A 20,359-nucleotide genomic window follows, 5' to 3' on the forward strand; every position below is an offset into this window, starting at 1 on the left:
TTGTTCGTTTCATACCGCTCCGTCCCGGTTTTTAGGAAGCTGTCGGCGTCTGATGTGGTTGAAACGGAAAGCAGTCTTCATAACGCTGTCACACTTCGGCGGCACCCATCATTTCGATGTATGGAGACGCCGCAGCACTTGGGAATGCGCATACCCCTTTCCTGAAATCCTCTCCGGTTTCAAAGGGTGTGCGGCCGGGTACACTCATCACCCAGAAATTCGGCACGGCAAATTCAGCCGGCTGACCGATCGAACCGATAAGAGGCAAACAATGACCGAAATCACAGCCGCAATGGTGAAGGAACTGCGCGAGAAATCCGGCGCAGGCATGATGGACTGCAAGAAGGCTCTTGCTGAAACCAATGGCGACATGGAAGCGGCGATCGACTGGCTGCGCGCCAAGGGTATCGCAAAGGCCGACAAGAAGTCCGGCCGCACGGCTGCCGAAGGTCTGATCGGCGTTGCCACCATGGGTCACAAGGCTGTCGTCGTTGAGCTCAACTCCGAGACCGACTTCGTTGCCCGTAACGATGCGTTCCAGGACCTCATCCGCGGTATCGCCCAGGTTGCCCTCACCACCGATGGCACCGTTGAGGCTGTTTCCGCTGCCACCTATCCGGCAACCGGCAAGTCTGTTGCTGACAGCATCAAGGACGCGATTGCGACGATCGGCGAAAACATGACGCTGCGCCGCTCGGCTGCACTCGAAGTGCCGCACGGCGTTGTCGCGACCTATGTCCACAACGCTGCCGGCGACGGCATCGGCAAGCTCGGCGTTCTCGTTGCCCTGAAGTCGGAAGGCGACAAGGCTGTCCTGAACTCCATCGGCCGCCAGGTTGCCATGCACATCGCTGCAACCAACCCGCTCGCCATCCGCGCTGAAGAAGTTGACGCCGCCGTTGCTGAGCGCGAACGCAACGTCTTCATCGAGCAGGCCCGCGAATCCGGCAAGCCGGAAGCCATCATCGAAAAGATGGTTGACGGCCGCATGCGCAAGTTCTTCGAAGAAGTCGCACTTCTGTCGCAGGCTTTCGTCATCAACCCCGACCTGACCGTCGGCGCTGCCGTCAAGGAAGCCGAAAAGGAAGCCGGTGCGTCCATCGAAGTGACGGGCATGGTTCGCCTGCTGCTCGGCGAAGGCGTCGAGAAGGAAGAAAGCGATTTCGCAGCCGAAGTCGCAGCCGTCGCCAAGGGCTGATTATATTTACCCAATCTTGGGAAAACGGGAGGGCATCGCGTGACAACGCGGTGCCCTTCGTGTATCCGCGTTTCGGTTACATTTCCGAGGAGTCATGATGTCTTCCAAGCCGATCTACAAACGTGTTCTTCTCAAGGCTTCCGGTGAAGCCCTCATGGGCGATCAGGGTTTCGGTATCGATGTGGCGGTGGCCGACCGTATTGCCTCCGATATCGCCGAGGCGAGGGCGATGGGCGTTGAAGTCGGCGTTGTCGTCGGCGGTGGCAATATTTTCCGCGGTGTGGCCGTGGCATCCAAGGGTGGCGACCGCGTCACCGGCGACCATATGGGCATGCTGGCGACCGTCATCAACGCGCTGGCGCTGGCAACCTCGTTGCGCAAGCTCAGCATCGACACCGTCGTTCTCTCGGCAATCGCAATGCCTGAAATCTGTGAGAGCTTCTCGCAGCGTGCCGCCCTTCACCATCTGGCCCAGGGGCGCGTGGTGATTTTCGCCGGCGGCACCGGCAACCCGTTCTTCACCACCGATTCCGCTGCGGCGCTGCGCGCCGCCGAAATGGGTGCAGAAGCGATCTTCAAGGGCACCCAGGTGGATGGCATCTACTCCGCCGACCCCAAGAAGGATCCGACAGCGACCCGTTTCGACGAACTGACCCACAGCGAAGTGCTCGGCAAGGGGCTGGCGGTCATGGATATCGCTGCCGTGGCGCTTGCCCGCGAAAACCACATCCCGATCATTGTTTTCTCGATCCATGAGAAGGGCGGTTTCGCGCAGATATTGACCGGCGGCGGCCGCAAGACCATCGTGCACGACAAATAATCCAAAACGATGCCGCCCCTGGGGCGAATACGGCCGCTGGCCGACAAGATGGAGTATCAAGATGAGTGGTGTTGACCTCAACGATATCAAGCGCCGTATGGACGGTGCCATCAATGCATTCAAGAGCGATATCGCATCGCTGCGCACCGGCCGCGCTTCGGCCAATATTCTCGATCCGGTCACCATCGAGGCCTATGGCTCGCGCGTTCCGCTCAACCAGGTTGCGAATATCACCGTGCCGGAGCCGCGCATGCTCGGCGTCAACATCTGGGACAAGTCGATGGTCAACGCCGTCGACCGGGCGATCCGCGAGTCCAATCTCGGCCTCAACCCCATCGTCGACGGCCAGAACCTGCGTATCCCGCTGCCTGAACTCAACGAGGAGCGCCGCAAATCGCTCGTCAAGGTCGCCCATGATTATGCCGAAAAGTCCAAGGTGGCGATTCGCCATGTGCGCCGTGATGGCATGGACGGTCTGAAAAAAGCCGAAAAGGACGGTGACATCGGTCAGGACGAAAGCCGTGGACAGTCGGAAAAAGTGCAGAAAATGACCGACGACACGATTTCGGAAATTGACCGCTTGCTTGCCGAGAAGGAAAAGGAAATCATGCAGGTCTGATATCGCTTGCGATAGACCTGTATTTTATTCGTTTTAATTCCGCGCTGCCCTGTTACTGGATCGATATGCCGACGACGACACGTTCCTCCATACCCGAGCACGTCGCCATCATCATGGATGGCAATGGACGCTGGGCAAAGCAGCGCGGTCTTCCGCGCGTGATGGGGCATCGCCGCGGGGTGGAGGCGGTGCGCGAGACCGTGCGTGCGGCTGGCGAATGTGGCATCAGCTATCTGACGCTGTTCGCCTTCTCTTCGGAAAACTGGCGCAGGCCCGAAGCCGAGGTGAGCGATCTGATGGGCCTTCTGAAGGCCTTCATCCGTCGTGACCTTGCGGAACTTCATCGCGAAAATGTCCGCGTGCGGATCATCGGCGACCGGCAGGGGCTGAAGACCGACATACGCTCCCTCCTTGAAGAGGCGGAGCAGATGACGGCCGATAATACCAAGCTGACGCTGGTGATCGCCTTCAATTACGGCAGCCGTGACGAGATCGCCCGCGCGACAGCGTCAATCGCCCGTGATGTCGCTGAAGGCCGGCTCGATGCCGCTTCGATCACGCCGGAGATGATTTCGGCCCGGCTCGACACCTCGGGCATGCCGGATCCCGATCTCATCATCCGCACCAGCGGCGAAGAGCGCCTGTCGAACTTCCTGCTCTGGCAGGCGGCCTATTCCGAGTTCCTGTTCGTGCCTGAATATTGGCCGGACTTCGACCGCCAGCGATTCTTCTCCGCAATCGAGCAATATGCAACGCGTGACCGCCGCTTCGGTGCACTCACCGAGCAGGTTGCCGTGGCAGGCGCCTGATGAGCCGTGAACTCAGACTGCGGATCGTATCCGCGATCGTCATGGCCGCGGTCATTCTGGCCGCGACCTGGTATGGCGGCATCCTCTTCCGCATCGTCGCGGGCCTTCTGGCGATTCTCATCTATTATGAATGGTCGACGATTACCCGGCTGTCGGAGACCAACTCGACCGGCAATGCCTGGGGCTGGTTTGCGGTCGCCGTCATCGCCGGCAATACGATTTTCGGCGAATCCTCGCTCGATCTGCCGCTCTTATCCGGCTTCACGCTGACCGCGGCGCTGTTTCCGGTTTTGCGCGGCAAGAACTGGTGGCTGGTGGGCGGCATTTTTTATGCGGGTCTGAGCGGCATATCGCTGGCAGCCATTCGTGGTGACGAGTTGACGGGCTTCGTGTCCATCCTGTTCATTTTCGCCGTCGTCTGGTCGACGGATATCCTCGCCTATTTCGTCGGGCGCGCCATTGGCGGGCCGAAGCTCGCACCTTCGATCTCGCCCGGCAAGACCTGGTCCGGCGCGATCGGCGGGGCGGTCGCGGCCGTGATCGGCGGCGGCGCGGTGTCCATGGCCTATCACGGCAGGATCAGCCTGCTGGTGCTGGGGCTCGCGCTTGTCCTTTCGGTGTTCAGCCAGATCGGCGACCTTTTCGAATCCTTCGTGAAACGGCGTTTCCAGGTCAAGGATTCCAGCCATCTCATTCCGGGCCATGGCGGCTTCATGGACCGTGTTGACGGTCTTGTTTTCGCCTGCTTTACGGTATTCCTCATAGCTTTCGTGCATGCGGCGGCAACTGGCGACGTTCCCGGATCGGGTGGCGGCCTGTTGCCGGGCTTCTAGGCGGCGCGGAAGATCACGACACAAAGGGCAGATTGTCATGAACACAGTAATGGCGGCGACCGGCTTTCTGACCGGTTATATCGTGCCCTTCATCCTGGTGCTGTCCCTGCTCGTTTTCGTTCATGAGATGGGTCATTATCTTGTCGGCCGCTGGTGTGGCATTCGATCCACGGCCTTCTCCATCGGTTTTGGCCCGGAGCTGATCGGTTTCACCGACAAGCGCGGCACAAGATGGAAGATTTCCGCGATCCCGCTCGGCGGTTACGTCAAGTTCTTCGGCGACGAGGATGCCGCCAGCAAGCCGGATAGTTCCGGCCTGTCGCACATGTCGCTTGAGGATAGGGCGCAGACGCTTTCCGGTGCAAAGCTGTGGAAAAGGGCGGCGACGGTTGCTGCAGGCCCGATCGCCAATTTCATTCTCGCCATTCTCATCTTCGCAGTGCTCTTCGGCATCTATGGCCGGATGATCGCCGATCCGGTCGTGGCGGAAGTGCGTGAAAACAGTGCCGCCGCAGCGGCCGGCGTGCAGCCCGGCGACCGGCTGGTGGCGATCGATGGCGAAAAAGTGATGACCTTTGAGGATGTCCGTCGTTATGTCGGCATCCGCCCGGGCACGCCGATCACCGTAACGGTCGAAAGGGCGGGCGAGGAGCTGAAGCTGCCGATGGTGCCGACCCGCACCGAAACCACAGACCAGTTCGGCAACAAGCTGGAAATGGGCATTATCGGCATCGTCACCGACCAGACCAGCGGCAATTTCCGCCACATCGAATATTCGCCGTCCGAAGCGCTGCTTGAAGGCGTGCGCGAAACGGGCCACGTCATCACCGGTACCTTCAACTATATAGGCAACCTCGTGACCGGGCGCATGAATGCCGATCAGCTGGGCGGTCCGGTGCGTGTGGCGCAGGCATCCGGCCAGATGGCGACGCTCGGCATTTCCGCCGTTATCCAGCTTGCCGCGGTTCTTTCCGTCTCCATCGGTCTGTTGAACCTGATGCCTGTGCCGGTTCTGGATGGCGGGCATCTGGTGTTCTACGCCATCGAGGCCATTCGCGGCCGGCCGCTCGGCGCGGGCGCGCAAGAAGTCGCGTTCCGTATCGGCATGATGATGATTTTGGGTCTTATGGTTTTTGCAACATGGAATGATATCAGCAGCTTGATCGGCTGAGGATTGTGTTTTAACGGTTTTGTTAGTTATTTGTTTACCCTGTTTTTATGCCGAAGTGGCGAATGAGCCACTCTGAAGCACGAAGTAAACAGAATTTAACGTTCACGCTTGCTTGTAGGGGAAAAGCAGGTAAAACGACGCACATGGCCGGAGTCGGGTTCCGCCCGCTGAGGGACAACGTAAAAAGGTAAGAATTGAAATGAAGGCTGGTTCAAGATTTTTGAACGCTGTGTCGGCGGTTGCTCTGTCTGCCGGTGTTGCTTCGGTTGCGGGCCTTGGCGTGCTTGCCTCTGCTGGCGCTGCAAATGCGGCCGTCATCAGCAGGATCGATGTTCGCGGGGCCGACAGGTCCGGTGCGGACTCCGTGCGTTCCAACATCACCATTGCGCCGGGTAAGAACTTTTCCAATTCGGACATCGATGAATCGGTGAAGCGTCTTTACGCCACCGGTTATTTCTCGAATGTCTCCATGCGCGTTTCCGGCAGCACGCTGGTCGTGACCGTCAATGAGAACCAGCTCGTCAACCAGGTGGTCTTCAACGGTAACCGCAAGATCAAGGACGACAAGCTCGCCGGCGTCGTGCAGACCCAGTCGCTTGGCCCGTTCAATCAGGCCATCGTGACGGCGGATATCGCCCGCATCAAGGAAGCCTATGCCGCCATCGGCCGCAGCGATGTTGAAGTCACCACGCAGACCGTTTCCGTCGGTCAGGGCCGTGTGAACATTGCTTTCGTCATCAATGAAGGCGAGCGTACGAAGATCGGCCGCATCGATTTCGTCGGCAACAATGCCTATAGCGACGGTCGTCTGGCCGCCGTCATCAACACCAAGAAGTCCAATATGCTGTCGTTCCTGACGCGTAAGGACGTTTACAACGAGGACAAGCTGCGCGCCGACGAAGAGGCGCTGCGCCAGTTCTATTACAACCGCGGTTACGCCGACTTCCGTGTCGTGTCCTCCGAGGCTGTGCTGGACGAGTCCAAGAACGAATACACCATCTCCATCACGGTCGATGAAGGTCAGCGTTACAACTTCGGCAACGTCGCGGTCGAATCGACCGTTCCGGGCGTCGATGGTTCGGAACTGCAGGGCCTCGTGGAAACCCGCCAGGGTGGCAGCTACAGCGCCAAGGAAGTTCAGCAGAGCATGGAAGCGATTTCCAAGCGCGTGGCCGGTGAAGGTTATCCCTTCGCCCGCGTAACGCCGCGCGGCGACCGCGACATGGCTGGCAACACCATCGGTGTGACCTATATCGTCGATCAGGGCGAGCGCGCCTATGTCGAGCGCATCGAAATCCGCGGCAACACCCGTACGCGTGACTATGTCATTCGTCGTGAGTTCGATATTTCCGAAGGCGATGCGTTCAACCAGACGGTCATCACGGCTGCAAAGCGCCGCCTCGAAGCGCTCGGTTATTTCTCGAAGGTCAATATCTCGACCGCCGGCGGCAGCGCGCCTGACCGCGTCGTCATCGTTGTTGACGTAGAAGATCAGTCGACGGGTTCGTTCGGTATCGGCGCCGGCTACTCGCAGAACGACGGTGTGCTGCTCGAAGCCTCCATCGAAGAGAAGAACTTCCTCGGTCGCGGCCAGTACATCCGTCTCGCAGCCGGTGCGGGTGAAGACGATGCGCGCAGCTATACGCTGTCCTTCACGGAACCCTATTTCCTCGGCTACCGTCTTGCCGCAGGTTTCGACCTGTTCAAGAGCCAGAGCCGCAGCGAAGACTATTATGACTACGACGAGCAGGGCTTCTCGCTGCGCGTGACCGCGCCGATCACCGAAGACCTCTCGACGACGTTCAAGTACACCTACAAGCAGATCAATTATGACGGTGAGGGCGACTGGGAAACCGGCAGCAACCTGGCTGGACCCTACAAAGACTTGATCCGTGGCGGTGACTGGACGCAGTCCATCATTTCGAACACGCTGAACTACAATACGCTCGACGACCGCAATATGCCGCGCGAAGGCTGGCAGGCTGCTCTGACGAACGAATTTGCAGGCCTCGGCGGCGATTCCGAATATTACAAGATTTACGCCAAGGCTCGCTTCTTCTACACGCTGTCTGACGAGTACGATGTCATTGGTTCGATCACGGGTCAGGCCGGCCATGTGCTGCCGACGGGCGACAATCTGCTGGTATTCGATCAGTTCAAGTTCGGCGGCCGTCAGGTTCGCGGCTTCAAGAACGATGGTATCGGTCCGCGCATCGGTTCCGACTCCATCGGCGGCACGACCTATTTCGCCGCTTCTGCTGAAGTCTCGGCTCCGATGCCTGGCGTTCCGGAAGATTTCGGCCTGCGTCTCGCTGGCTTCGTGGATGCCGGTACGCTGTATGGCAACAAGGTTAAGATTCGTGCTGGGGAAACTCTGCAGGACGACGACTCCATCCGCGCATCCGCCGGTATCGGCGTGATGTGGGCGTCGCCCTTCGGTCCGATCCGCGTCGACTACGCGGTACCGATCGCCAAGGAAGACTACGACGAGGAACAGCGTTTCCGGTTTGGCATGTCCAACACTTTCTGATATCGGCAGTCCAGAACTGCAACTTTGAACGTTCTGGAGTTTCCGGCTGATGGAATACAACGCCTTTTTTCCGCCCCACGAGGGACTGCGATTGAAAGATATCGCAGACCGTTTTGGGGCGGAACTGTCTGACGACGCGGCAGGAGAGCGGATTATCAGGTCCGTTTCGCCGGTCTACCGGGCAAAACCCGATCAGCTCTGCTATATTCTTTCGCGCAAGAACCGCGATGAGCTGCAGACCTGCGAAGCTGGCGCCGTCATTTGTGACGCCGCACTTGTAGACATGCTTCCGTCCAACACCCCTGCATTGATATCGAAAAACCCGCACACGCTTTTTGCGCAGGTGGGCGCCTTGCTGCATCCTTCCGCCATGCGTCCCAGTCCGATTGCACGGATGGAAGCGGAAATTTCCCATGCTGCGCATGTCGATCCCTCTGCAAAGCTGGAGGCTGGCGTCATCGTCGAGGCGCTCGCTGTGATCGGAGCCGGTGCCCATATCGGTGCTGGAACGCGGATCGGTCCCGGCGTCATCATCGGGCAGGATGTGCAGATCGGACGCGATTGCACCATTGCCGGCGGCGCAAGTGTTCTTGCCGCGCTCATCGGCAATAATGTGATCATCCATAACGGCGCGCGCATCGGTCAGGACGGTTTCGGTTATGCGCCCGGTCCGCGCGGCATGCTGAAGATCGTGCAGATCGGCCGGGTCATCATTCAGGACAATGTCGAGATTGGCGCCAACACCACGATCGATCGCGGTACCATGGATGACACGGTCATCGGCGAAGGCACCAAGATCGACAATCAGGTCCAGATCGGCCACAACGTGCGCATCGGCCGCCATTGCGGCATCGTCAGCAAGGTCGGCATTGCGGGCAGCACCCGCATCGGCGACGGTGTGATGATTGGCGGTGCGGCCGGCATCAATGGCCATATCAACATTGGCGACGGCGTGCAGATCGCGGCGATGAGCGGTGTTGTGGCGGACGTACCGGCAGGCGCCCGTTATGGTGGCACGCCTGCGCGTCCAATGAAATATTTCCTGCGCGACATGGCCGAAATTCTGGCACGCGCTGAAGGGCGTGATAAAAAAACAGGAGAGAAAAACAATGACTGAAGAAACGAAGACGACGCTCGGCGCGGCTGACATTCTGGAAGTCATGAAGCTTCTGCCGCATCGTTATCCGTTCTTGCTGATCGACAAGATCATCGAGATCGACGGTAACAATTCGGCGATCGGCATCAAGAATGTGACTGTCAATGAGCCGCATTTCACCGGTCACTTCCCGGACCGGCCGATCATGCCGGGCGTTCTGATCGTCGAAGCCATGGCCCAGACGGCGGGGGCGATCTGCGCTCGTAGCCAGGGCGAGGGCGGCCACCTGGTCTACTTCATGACAATCGACAATGCGCGGTTCCGCAAACCCGTCGTGCCCGGCGATCGTCTGGAAATTCATGTCGTCAAGCAGCGTCAGCGCGGCAATGTCTTTAAATTCCATTGCGAGGCAAAGGTGGACGGCGCGCTGGTGGCGGAGGCCGATGTCGGCGCCATGATGATCCCCGAGGATCAGCAATGAGCACGATTGCCGCCTCGGCCAGAATTCATCCGACGGCCGTGATCGAAGACGGTGCTGTGATCGGTGAAAACGTCGTCATCGGTGCGCTGAGCTATGTCGGTGCGAAAGTCACGCTGCATGACGATGTCCGGCTTCACAATCACGCCGTTGTTTCCGGCCTGACCGTCATCGGTCGCGGCTCGGTCATCCATTCGATGGCGGTCATCGGCGGCACGCCGCAGGCGGTTCGTCACGATGGTTCGGAAACGACGCTCGAGATCGGTGAACGCTGCATCATGCGCGAAGGCGTGACGATGAATGCCGGCAGTTCCGACGGCAGCGGCAAGACCATTGTCGGTGACGATAATCTTTTCCTCGCCAATTCTCATGTGGCGCATGATTGCCGCCTCGGCAGCCATATCATCCTGTCCAACAATGTGATGCTGGCGGGCCATGTCACCATCGAAGACCGCGCTATCCTGGGCGGCGGTTGTGCCGTGCATCAGTTCACCCGCATCGGCCGTCAGGCTTTCATCGGCGGGCTGTCGGCGGTCAATTACGATGTCATTCCTTATGGCATGCTGAATGGCAATCCCGGCATTCTCGGTGGCCTGAACGTCGTCGGCATGACCCGTGCCGGCATCGAGCGTGCGGATATCCACAAGGTCAGACGCGTTTACAAGGCGATTTTCGAGGCCGAAGGCACGATCCGCGGCAATGCCGCAGCCATCGACCGTAACGACTATCTGGATTGCCCACAGGCGCTTGAAGTCATCGATTTCATCGGTGCGGATAGCGACCGCGCGATCTCTTCGCCCAACCGGGGCAAGTGAGCCGTGACAGGCGGCGGGCGTCTCGCCATCGTGGCCGGTAGCGGCCAGTTGCCGCTTTATGTGGCCACCGCCGCCCGTGAGATGGGCGAAAACCCCTTCATCGTGCGGCTGCGCGATGATTCCCGTTTCGACTGGAGCGGTTTTGATAATGCCGTCATCAGTGTCGGCGATGTCGCAGGTCTTGGCCGTCTGCTGAGTGAAAACCGGGTAGACCGTGTCGTACTGTCCGGCGCTGTGGCGCGGCGGCCGGAATGGCGCGAGATCCGCCCCACAATCGGCATCCTGCTCAAACTGCCGTCCATTGTCAGAACACTGCTCTCGAGCGGCGATGATGCCGTTCTGCAGATGGTCATCAAGATCATCGGAACACTCGGCGCAAAGGTCATTGGCGCTCACGAAATCGCGCCCGGCCTGCTGGCTGCAATAGGTCCTTTCGGTGCGCAAAAGCCTGCGGAGGATGATCTGCGGGATATACGCAAGGCGGCTGAGGCCGCGCTTGCACTTGGCAAGCTGGATGTGGGGCAGGGCGCGGTCGCCGTGGGAGGCCGTATCGTCGCGCTGGAAGGCGTTGAGGGCACGGATGCCATGCTGGCGCGCGTCGCGGCATTGCGCGCCGAAGGACGTATATCCCCGCGCCGCAGGGGTGTGCTCGTAAAGCTCTGCAAGCCGCAGCAGGATGTGCGCGCCGACCTGCCGACAATCGGTGTGGAAACGGTGGAGAATGCGCGAAAGGCCGGGCTGGCGGGCATCGCCGTTGAAGCCGGGCGGGCGCTGGTACTCGATCGCGAGGCGATGTTGAAAGCGGCCGACGAGGCGGGCATATTCGTCTGCGGCATCGATACGTCACTTGGCGGAGACATGATGGGGGAGGCTTGATCGGATGACGGCGGCATTAAAAGTGGCGGTCATAGCCGGGGAGGTGTCCGGTGATCTTCTGGGTGCGGATCTGATCCGGTCGCTCAAGGCCCGATATACGGGGCCTGTCGAGCTGGTGGGTGTCGGCGGTGAGGCGCTGGAAGCGCAGGGGCTGGTTTCCCTGTTCGACTATTCCGAACTCTCCATCATGGGCTTCACGCAGGTTCTGAAAAAGCTGCCGAAGCTTATTGCGCGGATCAACCAGACCGCAGCCGCCATCGTCGCTGCAAAGCCCGATATTCTGCTGATCATCGACAGCCCGGATTTCACCCATCGCGTTGCGAAGAAAGTCCGCCGGCAACTGCCGCATCTGCCTGTCGTCAATTATGTCTGCCCGAGCGTCTGGGCGTGGAAGGAATATCGCGCCACCGCGATGCTGTCCTATGTCGATCACGTACTGGCCCTGCTGCCGTTCGAGCCGGCAGCCATGCGCCGTCTCGGTGGCCCGCCGACCACTTTTGTCGGCCATCGCCTCAGCGTGGATACCGATGTGCTCTCAGTGCGGCAGAAGCGTGCGGAACGCTCTCTTCCGGCCAATGGCGAAGCGAAGACCATTCTTCTGCTGCCAGGCTCCCGTTCCACTGAAACGACGCGGCTGATGGAGCCGTTTCAGGCGGCGGCGAGAGCTTTTGTCGAGCGCAACGGTCCGACGCGGTTTCTCTTGCCCACCGTGCCGCGCCAGGAAAAACGCATCCGCGAACTGGCAGCCTCATGGCCGGAGGATATCAGGCCCGAAATCGGTATCGATTCCACTTTCAAATGGAATGCGTTTGCTGAGGCCGATGCGGCCATCGCCGCCTCCGGCACGGTCATTCTGGAACTCGCACTTGCAGGCGTGCCGACGATCTCGGTCTACAAGACCGACTGGATTTTCACCATGCTCAGCAAGCGGGTGAAGACCTGGACGGGTGCACTTCCGAACCTGATTGCCGACTACGTCGTCGTGCCGGAATATTTCAACGAGGTGGTAAGGGCTGGCTCGATGCTGCGCTGGGCCGAGCGCCTGTCTTCCGATACCATCGAACGACGGGCAATGCTGGAAGGTTATGCGCTGGTACAGCAGCGTTTGCACACGGATGTGCCTCCAGGCGAAACCGGTGCGGCCATTCTTCTCGATGTCCTCAAGAGCAAGAAATAGCCCCTCAGTATAACCCCATTCGCCACGACTTCAGCTGCCGGAACGCCCATTTGCCGGTGGCTGATTTTGGCTGCCGTCCTGCCGCTGATGCAGGCAGGCGATGGGTCGATTTTGCTGCATTTGATCGTTAGGGCGGCAAGCGGCTGACCATCTGACGGTTCCGGGCCCATGAATTTCCGTCTGGCACACCTCTTGCTTTCAATCTTGTATGCAAGATAGCCATACATCCGAAAGCGCCCAGAGCGCGGTAGAAGACGCAATTATCTCCGGCATCCTTTCCGCGCGCATCCGTCCGGGAACCCGCCTCAGCGAGAACCAGCTCGCCAGCCTCTTCAGCGTGTCGCGCACGCGCATTCGCGAAGCGATGATGCGGCTGGAGACGCGCGGCATCGTCACCGTCAGCCCGCGCCGCGGCTGGTTCGTGGTGGAGCCTTCCGCCGAAGAATCCATCAAGGTCTATGAGGCGCGGCGAATCATCGAATATGGGCTCTTGCGCAATCTTTCCAGCGTCAGCCCGGAAGGTATCGCCGTCCTCGCCGATCATCTCGATGAGGAGAAGGCGGCGATTGCCAAGGGCGACCGCCAGCGCCTGACCTGCCTGATGGGCGATTTCCACATTCGCATCGCCGAAATCGCCGGAAACGACATCATCGTCGAAACGCTGCGCGACCTGACGGCCAGAACCATTCTCATCTCCATGCTCTACCAGTCCGATTTCCATGCACAGCAATCGCATGACGGACATTGCCGTATCTTCGAGGCGATCAGGGCGGCCGATTTCCACGCCGCCGCCGAACTCGCCATCCGCCACCTCGACGAGGTCGAGACCGGTCTTGACCTCACCCGCAGGCCTGACCCGCTTTACGAGCTTCGTAACTCCCTTTCATTGCAGCCTCTTTCCCCAAGCCCCAAGGAGTAGTTTCCCATGTTTTCCAGACGTTCATTGCTTGCCATCGCCGCGATTTCGGCAACGCTCGGTTTTTCGCCGGCAGCCTTTGCCGATGCGCTCGGGGATATCACTGCGCGCGGTACGATCCGCGTTGCAGTCCCGCAGGATTTTCCGCCCTTCGGCAGCGTCGGCACGGATATGGCGCCGCAGGGTTACGATATCGATGTGGCCAATCTGATCGGCGAGAAGCTTGGCGTGAAGGTCGAGCTGGTGCCGGTCACCAGCGCCAACCGCGTTCCCTATCTGCAAACCAACAAGGTCGATCTCGTCATTTCGAGCCTCGGAAAGAACCCGGACCGTGAAAAGGTCATCGACTTCTCCACCGCCTATGCGCCTTTCTTCAACGGCGTGTTTGCGCCGGATTCAGTTGCCGTCACCAAGGCGGAAGACCTGTCGGGCAAGACCATTGGCGTCACCCGTGGCGCGGTCGAGGATCTGGAACTGACCAAGGTCGCTCCGTCCGACACCACCATCAAGCGTTATGAGGACAATAACGGCACGATCTCCGCCTTCCTCGCCGGTCAGGTTGAAGCCGTGGCCACCGGCAATGTCGTGGCCGCCGCCATTCTCGCCAAGAACCCGCCGAAGCGTCCCGAACTGAAATTCCTGATCAAGAATTCCCCCTGCTATATCGGCCTGAACAAGGAACAGCCGGCGCTTCTGGAAAAGGTCAACGCCATCATCGCGACTGCAAAGACTGACGGTTCGCTGAACACCATCGCGCAGAAATGGCTGAAAACCGATCTTCCGAAGGATCTCTGAGCAACCCGGCAAATCCATGCGCCGGTCCTGTCTGATACTGGCCCGGCGCATGATTTGTCCTCCCCGAAAGGAAATATCGGGTGAAATACACATTCGATTTTGGATGGCTTCTCGATTATTACCCGCAGATCGCCAAGGGCATCGTCATCACTCTGGAATTGATCGCCATCGGCGGCGTTCTTGGCATCGCGCTCGGCATATTCTGCGCCTGGGTGCGCGCGCTCGGGCCCAAATGGCTGCGGCCGCCGGTTGCGACCTATGTGGAACTCATTCGCAATACGCCATTTCTCATACAATTGTTTTTTATCTTTTTCGGCCTGCCATCGCTTGGCCTGCAATTGTCGGAACTGAGCGCGGCCAACATCGCCATGGTGGTCAATCTCGGAGCCTATAGCTGCGAAATCATCCGTGCCGGCATTCAGGCGACGCCCAAGGGGCAGTTCGAGGCTGGGGCAAGCCTTGCCATGACCCGTTTCGAAACCTTCCGGCATGTGGTGCTGGTGCCCTCCCTGCAACGCATCTGGCCGGCGCTGTCTTCGCAGGTGGTGATCGTCATGCTCGGCTCGTCGGTCGTGTCGCAGATTGCCGCCGAGGACCTGACCTTCGCGGCCAATTTCATCCAGTCGCGCACCTTCCGCGCCTTCGAAGCCTACATGGTCTCCACCGTCATCTATCTCGTGCTGGCCATTCTGTTGAGGCAGGTGCTGGTCATGGGCGGCAACCTCATTTTTCCGCGCAGGAGTGTCCGATGATCGAATTCTCCACCTGGGATATTCTCAGAAACCTGCTGCTCGCCACGCGCTGGACCGTGCTGCTGTCGCTCGTCTCCTTTGCCGGCGGTGGCCTTGTGGCGCTGCTTCTGCTGTTCATGCGCATTTCCCGCAAAAAATCGATGCGGGCTTTCGCACGCTATTATGTCGAGCTTTTTCAGGGCACGCCGCTTTTGATGCAGCTCTTCATCGCCTTTTTCGGCCTTGGCCTGTTCGGCATCGATGTGCCGGCCTGGCTGGCGGCGGGCCTGACGCTGATCCTGTGGGCGGCTGCCTTCCTCACCGAAATCTGGCGCGGCTGCGTCGAATCCGTCGCGAAAGGCCAGTGGGAGGCATCGGCAAGCCTTGCCATGGGACGTCTGCAACAGATGCGCTATGTGATTCTGCCGCAGGCCATGCGGGTGGCCATTCCGCCGACCGTCGGTTTCTTCGTTCAGGTCATCAAGGGAACGGCGGTAACCTCGATCATCGGCTTCGTGGAGCTGTCCAAGGCGGGTACGGTCGTCACCAACGCCACCTTCCAGCCCTTCACAGTTTATGGCCTCGTCGCCCTCATCTATTTCGCGCTGTGCTGGCCTCTGTCGAAGAGCAGCCAGATCCTCGAAAGGAAGCTCAATGTCGCTCATCGAAATCACTGAAGTCCGCAAAAGTTATGGCAGCAACGAGGTTCTGAAAGGCATCAACCTTGATGTGGAGCCCGGCGAGGTCATCGCCATCATCGGCAAGAGCGGGTCGGGCAAGTCGACCCTGCTTCGCTGCATCAATGGGCTGGAGACGATCTCGGCCGGTTCCATATCGGTGGCCGGCGCACAGCTTCTCGACGATGATCTACATCTGAAAGCCCTGCGGCTGAAGGTCGGCATGATCTTCCAGCAGTTCAACCTCTTTCCGCACCAGACCGTCGGCGGTAACGTCATGCTGTCTCAGACGGTGGTGAAAAAGACACCGAAGCCGGAAGCGGAAGCCGTTGCCCGCAAGATGCTGGAACGGGTCGGGCTGGCGCATAAGTTCGATGCCTATCCCGATGAATTGTCCGGTGGCCAGCAGCAGCGCGTCGCCATTGCCCGTGCACTCGCCATGCAGCCGATCGCGCTCCTCTGCGACGAGATCACCTCGGCGCTCGATCCAGAACTGGTCTCGGAGGTGCTGGCGGTGGTGCGTGAACTGGCTGGCGAAGGCATGACGCTGCTGATGGTGACGCATGAAATGAAATTTGCGCGTGACGTCTGCTCCCGCGTCGTTTTCATGCACGAGGGCAGGGTGCATGAAATAGGCCCGCCGGAAGAGGTGTTTTCCAATCCCTCAACGCCCGAGCTCAAGCAGTTCCTGGGCGTTGCTGCACGCCACTGAGAACCATTCGGATGCCCAACAAAAAAGGCCGGCGGGTGAAAACCTGCCGGCCTTTGATCTTAGAGGGTTTCGCGGCTTAACGCTTCGAAACCGGAACGTAGTCGCGCTTGCCGGCGCCCGTATAGAGCTGGCGGGGACGGCCGATGCGCTGCTGCGGATCTTCGATCATTTCGTTCCACTGCGCGATCCAGCCGACGGTGCGGGCAAGAGCGAAAAGAACGGTGAACATGGTCGTGGGGAAGCCGAGCGCCTTCAGCGTGATGCCCGAATAGAAGTCGACATTCGGGTAGAGCTTCTTTTCGACGAAATAGGGGTCGGAAAGGGCGATCTTTTCCAGTTCCAGCGCGACCTGCATGATCGGATCGTCGGAATTGCCGGTCGCTTCCAGCACTTCGTACATCGTCTTCTGCATGATCTTGGCGCGCGGGTCGTAGTTCTTGTAGACGCGGTGGCCAAAGCCCATCAGGCGGAACGGATCGTTCTTGTCCTTGGCGCGCGCGATATACTCGGGAATACGGTCAACCGTGCCGATTTCGTTGAGCATGTTGAGCGCCGCTTCATTGGCGCCGCCGTGAGCCGGGCCCCAGAGGCAGGCGATGCCAGCCGCGATACAGGCGAACGGATTTGCACCCGATGAGCCGGCAAGACGCACCGTGGAGGTGGAGGCGTTCTGCTCGTGATCGGCATGCAGGATGAAGATGCGGTCCATGGCGCGGGCCAGAACCGGGTCCACCTTGTAGTCCTCGCACGGCACGGCAAAGCACATGTGCAGGAAGTTGGAGGCGTAATCCAGATCGTTCTTCGGATAAACGAAGGGCTGGCCGATATGGTACTTGTAAGCCATGGCGGCGATCGTCGGCATCTTCGCGATCATGCGCAGCGAGGCGACCATGCGCTGGTGCGGATCGGTGATGTCGGTCGAGTCGTGGTAGAAGGCCGAGAGAGCGCCGACCGTGCCGCACATGACGGCCATCGGATGCGCATCGCGACGATAACCGGTGAAGAAGCGGCTCATCTGCTCATGCACCATGGTGTGGCGCGTGACGCGGGTGTCGAAATCCTTCTTCTGCGCAGCGGTCGGCAGTTCGCCGTAGAGCAGCAGATAGCAGGTTTCCAGGAAGTCGCCCTGTTCGGCAAGCTGCTCGATGGGGAAACCACGATGCAGGAGAACGCCCTCGTCACCGTCGATATAGGTGATCTTGGATTCGCAGGAGGCCGTCGACGTGAAACCCGGGTCGTAGGTGAAGGAGCCCGTGTGTTTATACAGCGTGGCGATATCGACGACGCTTGGTCCAATCGTGCCTTCCCTGACCGGGAGTTCCACCTGCTTTTCGCCAAGTGTCACTGTAGCGCTTTTTTCCGTCATACTGATCCTCCGAGAACATGCGGGTGGGGGCGCTGAGACACGCCCCGCGGTTAAGCGTCTACCGATTAGCTATATGATCCTGGCGCCGATGCCAAGCTATCCAAAGGTCAAATTGTGCATTGCGGCAAACGCAATGACGTTGCTTTTTGCTTTCTTGATCATGGCAATTCAATCTCGGTCAACGCCGGGTTAAAGGAAAGCATTGCAATCCCTCGCGTCCGCCTGCAAACCTGTTTCCGGTGCGGCAGGGGCGCGGCGCGGATTGCTCGGTCAAGGGGAAAAACAGCATTTCGGATATGCGGAAACGATGCGGGGCGGCTTGCCCGGCACGGCGGATATCCTGTTCCCGCTACGCAGAACGGGCGATATAGCGCCCTATGGTGCGCTCGCCCCTGTGAGCAAGCCGAACCCGCGCGTTGCCGCCTCTCAAAAAATCGCCGCATGCTTGGCGGAGGAGCGCGCATTCGGCCATGATTTTCTTTTCGTACCGGTTTTCATCGGCAGCGGTGCGATCCTCTGGTTTTCCCTCGACACTTCGCCTTCATTTCCCGTTCTGGCGGTCACATGTCTCATCGCCGCTGGCCTGGCATTTTTCGCGAAATATCGCTCGGGCTTCGCGGCGACGGCCTGCACCCTTGTCGCGCTGTTCTTGCTGGGCATGCTTTTCGCCGAAGTCGAAACGCGGCGGGCAGGGACCGTGGTGCTGGATACGCCCGTCACCACCACCATCACCGGCAGGGTGATGCGCAGGGAGGTGGATGCCCGTGGCAACTGGCGGTATGTGGTGCAGCTAGCCGCAACGGAGGCGCCGGCACTGTCACGCCCGCCGGGGAAGGTCTCGCTTCTCTCACGCGGGGCAGGCGAGCCTGTCGCACTTGGTGCGACCATTCGTGGCAAGGCGCGGCTTTCACCGCCGTCCGGCCCGGCCTTGCCGGGGCTCAACGATTTCGCCTTCGCCTCCTACTTCAGGGGCATAGGCGCGACCGGATTCTTCTACAAGCCGCCACAGGCGGTCACTCCACCCGGCATCGACGCGAAGACCGACTGGCTGGAATGGGCCGACATGCAACTCTATGGCCTTCGCACCGCAATTGCCGAACGCATCCGCAGCACCATCGGCGGCGATGCCGGAGCCTTTGCTGCCTCCATCGTCACCGATGAGAGACAGGCCATATCCCCCGAGACGATGGAAGCGTTGCGACTGTCCGGCCTTGCCCATATCGTCGCCATATCCGGCCTCAACATGGCGCTGGCGTCCGGCATATTCTTTGTCGGGCTGAGGCTTGCCTTCAGTCTTTTTCCGGCATTTGCGCAGCGCTGGCCCGTCAAGAAGATTTCGGCTTTCGCCGCACTCCTGATGACACTTGCCTATTATCTCATTTCCGGTTTCGCCGTCTCCGCCGAACGCGCCTGGTTGATGACATCGGCGATGCTGATCGCGGTGCTGTTCGATCAACCCTCGCTCAGCCTCCGGAATGTGGCGCTTTCCGCGCTGGTCATTCTTGCTTTTTCGCCATCGGAAATCATGGGGCCGAGCTTCCAGATGTCCTTTGCCGCGACCATCGCGCTCGTCGCCTCCTACGCCGCCTGGAGCCGCTGGCGCGCCGAGCGGGAACGTCTGTTCATCGGGCGCAAACCGGCATGGATGACGGTGGCGCAAACGGCGGGCGCCATCATCGGCGGCGTCATGACGACGTCGCTGATCGGCGGGCTCTCGACGGCGGTCTATTCAGTCGAGCATTTTCAGCGTGTCACCACCTATGGACTTTTCGCCAATCTGGCCGCCATGCCGCTGATGTCGCTCATCGTCATGCCCTTCGGCCTTGTCGCCATGTTGCTGATGCCCTTCGGGCTCGACGCGCCATTCCTGAAGGTCATGGGTTACGGCATGGCCCTCGTCATCGAGGTTGCGCAGGAGGTGGCGTCCTGGGGAGGAAGTGCGGCAACGGGACGTCCCCATGACTGGTTTCTGGGTCTCGCCTCGGCTGGTTTTCTGCTGCTGACATTGCTGCGCAGCCGGCTTGCGCTTCTGGGCATGCCGTTTCTGTTCCTCGCCTTTGGCCTGTCGGCGGCCGCGGCCTATCGCAATCCGCCTGATCTGCTCGTTCATGAGGATGGTGAGCTGGTGGCGTTACTGGAGGACGGTAAAGTCTATACGACGAAAACACAGCCGCAGGGTTTCGTTTATGGTCAGTGGCAAAGGGCGCTGCTTTTGCCGGAACAGCCTGTGCCGCCGGTCTTTCTCAAGAGCGAGACCAAGACAGCCAAAGTGGCTTTGACCACGAAGGCGAAGCTCGATCCGAAAGAGATGAGCGCTGTCGCCCGGCGGATGACGGTGGCCCTGAGAGACGCCGCACCCGGTGTTTTCACCTGCAGCAAAGGTATATGGTGCGCAGCGCGCGCGGGAAGCGGCGAATGGATCATCGTTCTGGAAGACGGTCGCTTTGCCGGAAAGGCCTGCGATATCGCCGATATCGTCATCGTTTCCCGCAGAACCTCCTTCTCCCAATGCCGCTCGGGCGCGCTCCTGTTGAATCGCGATATTTTGCGACGGATCGGTTCGCTGGAGCTGGACTTCGCAGACAGCGATCAGGCAGGGGTGGTCGGCAGGTTGGGCGCCGCAATCGCCGGAATGGACAGGCCCTGGAGCGAACATCGCTATTACGACTGGAAAAGCGGCCATTTTGAACACGACCTGCCTGATGCCGTGACCCGGTTGCTGGCGGCGCCGCAATAAAGT

Annotated in this window: 19 protein-coding genes; 18 read left to right on the forward strand and 1 reads right to left on the reverse strand. The window is 59.9% G+C overall.

Annotated elements, in window-relative coordinates; genetic code table 11:
- The first annotated feature begins 271 nt into the window (after positions 1 to 271).
- The 17 genes from tsf (at position 272) to ACIQUH_RS02665 (ending at position 16,253) form a co-directional block, all read left to right on the forward strand.
- Entirely contained in the window at positions 272 to 1,198 is a 927-nt protein-coding gene (tsf, locus tag ACIQUH_RS02585) for a translation elongation factor Ts (RefSeq protein WP_400812335.1), read from the forward strand.
- Positions 1,199 to 1,295: 97 nt separating this feature from the next.
- Complete coding sequence (gene pyrH, locus ACIQUH_RS02590; RefSeq protein ID WP_003502561.1) at positions 1,296 to 2,018, forward strand: UMP kinase; 723 nt, start codon at positions 1,296 to 1,298, stop codon at positions 2,016 to 2,018.
- A 61-nt stretch (positions 2,019 to 2,079) separates the two neighbouring features.
- Positions 2,080 to 2,637, forward strand: a complete 558-nt coding sequence (gene frr, locus ACIQUH_RS02595) for a ribosome recycling factor (RefSeq protein ID WP_003521407.1) — start codon at positions 2,080 to 2,082, stop codon at positions 2,635 to 2,637.
- Between the two features lie 65 nt (positions 2,638 to 2,702).
- Positions 2,703 to 3,446, forward strand: a complete 744-nt coding sequence (locus ACIQUH_RS02600) for an isoprenyl transferase (protein WP_400812338.1) — start codon at positions 2,703 to 2,705, stop codon at positions 3,444 to 3,446.
- Positions 3,446 to 4,279, forward strand: coding sequence for a phosphatidate cytidylyltransferase (locus ACIQUH_RS02605; protein WP_400812340.1), 834 nt, complete (start codon positions 3,446 to 3,448; stop codon positions 4,277 to 4,279). Before ACIQUH_RS02600 ends, ACIQUH_RS02605 begins: the two co-directional genes overlap by 1 nt.
- Before the next feature lie 49 nt (positions 4,280 to 4,328).
- Complete coding sequence (rseP, locus tag ACIQUH_RS02610; RefSeq protein WP_400812509.1) at positions 4,329 to 5,450, forward strand: RIP metalloprotease RseP; 1,122 nt, start codon at positions 4,329 to 4,331, stop codon at positions 5,448 to 5,450.
- Positions 5,451 to 5,649: 199 nt separating this feature from the next.
- Positions 5,650 to 7,980, forward strand: a complete 2,331-nt coding sequence (gene bamA / locus ACIQUH_RS02615) for an outer membrane protein assembly factor BamA (protein WP_400812342.1) — start codon at positions 5,650 to 5,652, stop codon at positions 7,978 to 7,980.
- A 49-nt stretch (positions 7,981 to 8,029) separates the two neighbouring features.
- The gene (gene lpxD / locus ACIQUH_RS02620; protein ID WP_400812344.1) at positions 8,030 to 9,097 is read left to right on the forward strand and encodes a UDP-3-O-(3-hydroxymyristoyl)glucosamine N-acyltransferase; all 1,068 of its coding nucleotides are present in this window, start codon (positions 8,030 to 8,032) and stop codon (positions 9,095 to 9,097) included.
- Positions 9,090 to 9,557 (forward strand): 3-hydroxyacyl-ACP dehydratase FabZ, encoded by a 468-nt coding sequence (gene fabZ, locus ACIQUH_RS02625; protein WP_149146525.1) that lies wholly within the window; start codon positions 9,090 to 9,092, stop codon positions 9,555 to 9,557. Before lpxD ends, fabZ begins: the two co-directional genes overlap by 8 nt.
- Entirely contained in the window at positions 9,554 to 10,369 is an 816-nt protein-coding gene (gene lpxA, locus ACIQUH_RS02630) for an acyl-ACP--UDP-N-acetylglucosamine O-acyltransferase (RefSeq protein WP_149741415.1), read from the forward strand. The genes fabZ and lpxA overlap by 4 nt, the downstream gene beginning before the upstream one ends.
- Before the next feature lie 3 nt (positions 10,370 to 10,372).
- A complete protein-coding gene (locus tag ACIQUH_RS02635; protein ID WP_400812347.1) occupies positions 10,373 to 11,245 on the forward strand; it encodes an LpxI family protein in 873 nt (290 codons plus the stop codon).
- A gap of 4 nt (positions 11,246 to 11,249) precedes the next feature.
- Entirely contained in the window at positions 11,250 to 12,422 is a 1,173-nt protein-coding gene (lpxB, locus tag ACIQUH_RS02640; RefSeq protein WP_400812349.1) for a lipid-A-disaccharide synthase, read from the forward strand.
- Between the two features lie 208 nt (positions 12,423 to 12,630).
- Positions 12,631 to 13,341 (forward strand): GntR family transcriptional regulator, encoded by a 711-nt coding sequence (locus tag ACIQUH_RS02645; protein WP_400812351.1) that lies wholly within the window; start codon positions 12,631 to 12,633, stop codon positions 13,339 to 13,341.
- Between the two features lie 6 nt (positions 13,342 to 13,347).
- Entirely contained in the window at positions 13,348 to 14,133 is a 786-nt protein-coding gene (locus tag ACIQUH_RS02650) for a transporter substrate-binding domain-containing protein (RefSeq protein WP_400812353.1), read from the forward strand.
- Between the two features lie 80 nt (positions 14,134 to 14,213).
- Positions 14,214 to 14,885 (forward strand): amino acid ABC transporter permease, encoded by a 672-nt coding sequence (locus tag ACIQUH_RS02655; protein WP_400812355.1) that lies wholly within the window; start codon positions 14,214 to 14,216, stop codon positions 14,883 to 14,885.
- Positions 14,882 to 15,541, forward strand: a complete 660-nt coding sequence (locus tag ACIQUH_RS02660; RefSeq protein WP_003521390.1) for an amino acid ABC transporter permease — start codon at positions 14,882 to 14,884, stop codon at positions 15,539 to 15,541. Before ACIQUH_RS02655 ends, ACIQUH_RS02660 begins: the two co-directional genes overlap by 4 nt.
- Complete coding sequence (locus ACIQUH_RS02665; protein ID WP_080790806.1) at positions 15,519 to 16,253, forward strand: amino acid ABC transporter ATP-binding protein; 735 nt, start codon at positions 15,519 to 15,521, stop codon at positions 16,251 to 16,253. Before ACIQUH_RS02660 ends, ACIQUH_RS02665 begins: the two co-directional genes overlap by 23 nt.
- A gap of 76 nt (positions 16,254 to 16,329) precedes the next feature.
- On the opposite strand, the gene gltA is transcribed toward ACIQUH_RS02665, so the two are convergent.
- Positions 16,330 to 17,619: a citrate synthase gene (gene gltA, locus ACIQUH_RS02670; RefSeq protein ID WP_003502585.1), complete on the reverse strand. Its 1,290-nt coding sequence runs from the start codon at positions 17,617 to 17,619 to the stop codon at positions 16,330 to 16,332.
- 307 nt (positions 17,620 to 17,926) lie between these two features.
- Here gltA and ACIQUH_RS02675 point away from each other — a divergent pair, with 307 nt between their 5' ends.
- The gene (locus tag ACIQUH_RS02675) at positions 17,927 to 20,356 is read left to right on the forward strand and encodes a ComEC/Rec2 family competence protein (protein ID WP_400812511.1); all 2,430 of its coding nucleotides are present in this window, start codon (positions 17,927 to 17,929) and stop codon (positions 20,354 to 20,356) included.
- The last annotated feature ends 3 nt before the right edge of the window (positions 20,357 to 20,359 follow it).

The sequence above is a fragment of the Agrobacterium sp. NPDC090283 genome (assembly GCF_044769685.1).
Taxonomy (GTDB): Bacteria; Pseudomonadota; Alphaproteobacteria; order Rhizobiales; family Rhizobiaceae; genus Agrobacterium.

Coding starts and splice junctions, on each gene's coding strand:
- tsf (WP_400812335.1), top strand. CDS start 272: ATGACCGAAATCACAGCCGCAATGGTGAAGGAACTGCGCGAGAAATCC.
- pyrH (WP_003502561.1), top strand. CDS start 1,296: ATGTCTTCCAAGCCGATCTACAAACGTGTTCTTCTCAAGGCTTCCGGT.
- frr (WP_003521407.1), top strand. CDS start 2,080: ATGAGTGGTGTTGACCTCAACGATATCAAGCGCCGTATGGACGGTGCC.
- ACIQUH_RS02600 (WP_400812338.1), top strand. CDS start 2,703: ATGCCGACGACGACACGTTCCTCCATACCCGAGCACGTCGCCATCATC.
- ACIQUH_RS02605 (WP_400812340.1), top strand. CDS start 3,446: ATGAGCCGTGAACTCAGACTGCGGATCGTATCCGCGATCGTCATGGCC.
- rseP (WP_400812509.1), top strand. CDS start 4,329: ATGGCGGCGACCGGCTTTCTGACCGGTTATATCGTGCCCTTCATCCTG.
- bamA (WP_400812342.1), top strand. CDS start 5,650: ATGAAGGCTGGTTCAAGATTTTTGAACGCTGTGTCGGCGGTTGCTCTG.
- lpxD (WP_400812344.1), top strand. CDS start 8,030: ATGGAATACAACGCCTTTTTTCCGCCCCACGAGGGACTGCGATTGAAA.
- fabZ (WP_149146525.1), top strand. CDS start 9,090: ATGACTGAAGAAACGAAGACGACGCTCGGCGCGGCTGACATTCTGGAA.
- lpxA (WP_149741415.1), top strand. CDS start 9,554: ATGAGCACGATTGCCGCCTCGGCCAGAATTCATCCGACGGCCGTGATC.
- lpxB (WP_400812349.1), top strand. CDS start 11,250: ATGACGGCGGCATTAAAAGTGGCGGTCATAGCCGGGGAGGTGTCCGGT.
- ACIQUH_RS02645 (WP_400812351.1), top strand. CDS start 12,631: ATGCAAGATAGCCATACATCCGAAAGCGCCCAGAGCGCGGTAGAAGAC.
- ACIQUH_RS02650 (WP_400812353.1), top strand. CDS start 13,348: ATGTTTTCCAGACGTTCATTGCTTGCCATCGCCGCGATTTCGGCAACG.
- ACIQUH_RS02660 (WP_003521390.1), top strand. CDS start 14,882: ATGATCGAATTCTCCACCTGGGATATTCTCAGAAACCTGCTGCTCGCC.
- ACIQUH_RS02665 (WP_080790806.1), top strand. CDS start 15,519: ATGTCGCTCATCGAAATCACTGAAGTCCGCAAAAGTTATGGCAGCAAC.
- gltA (WP_003502585.1), bottom strand. CDS start 17,619: ATGACGGAAAAAAGCGCTACAGTGACACTTGGCGAAAAGCAGGTGGAA.
- ACIQUH_RS02675 (WP_400812511.1), top strand. CDS start 17,927: ATGCGGGGCGGCTTGCCCGGCACGGCGGATATCCTGTTCCCGCTACGC.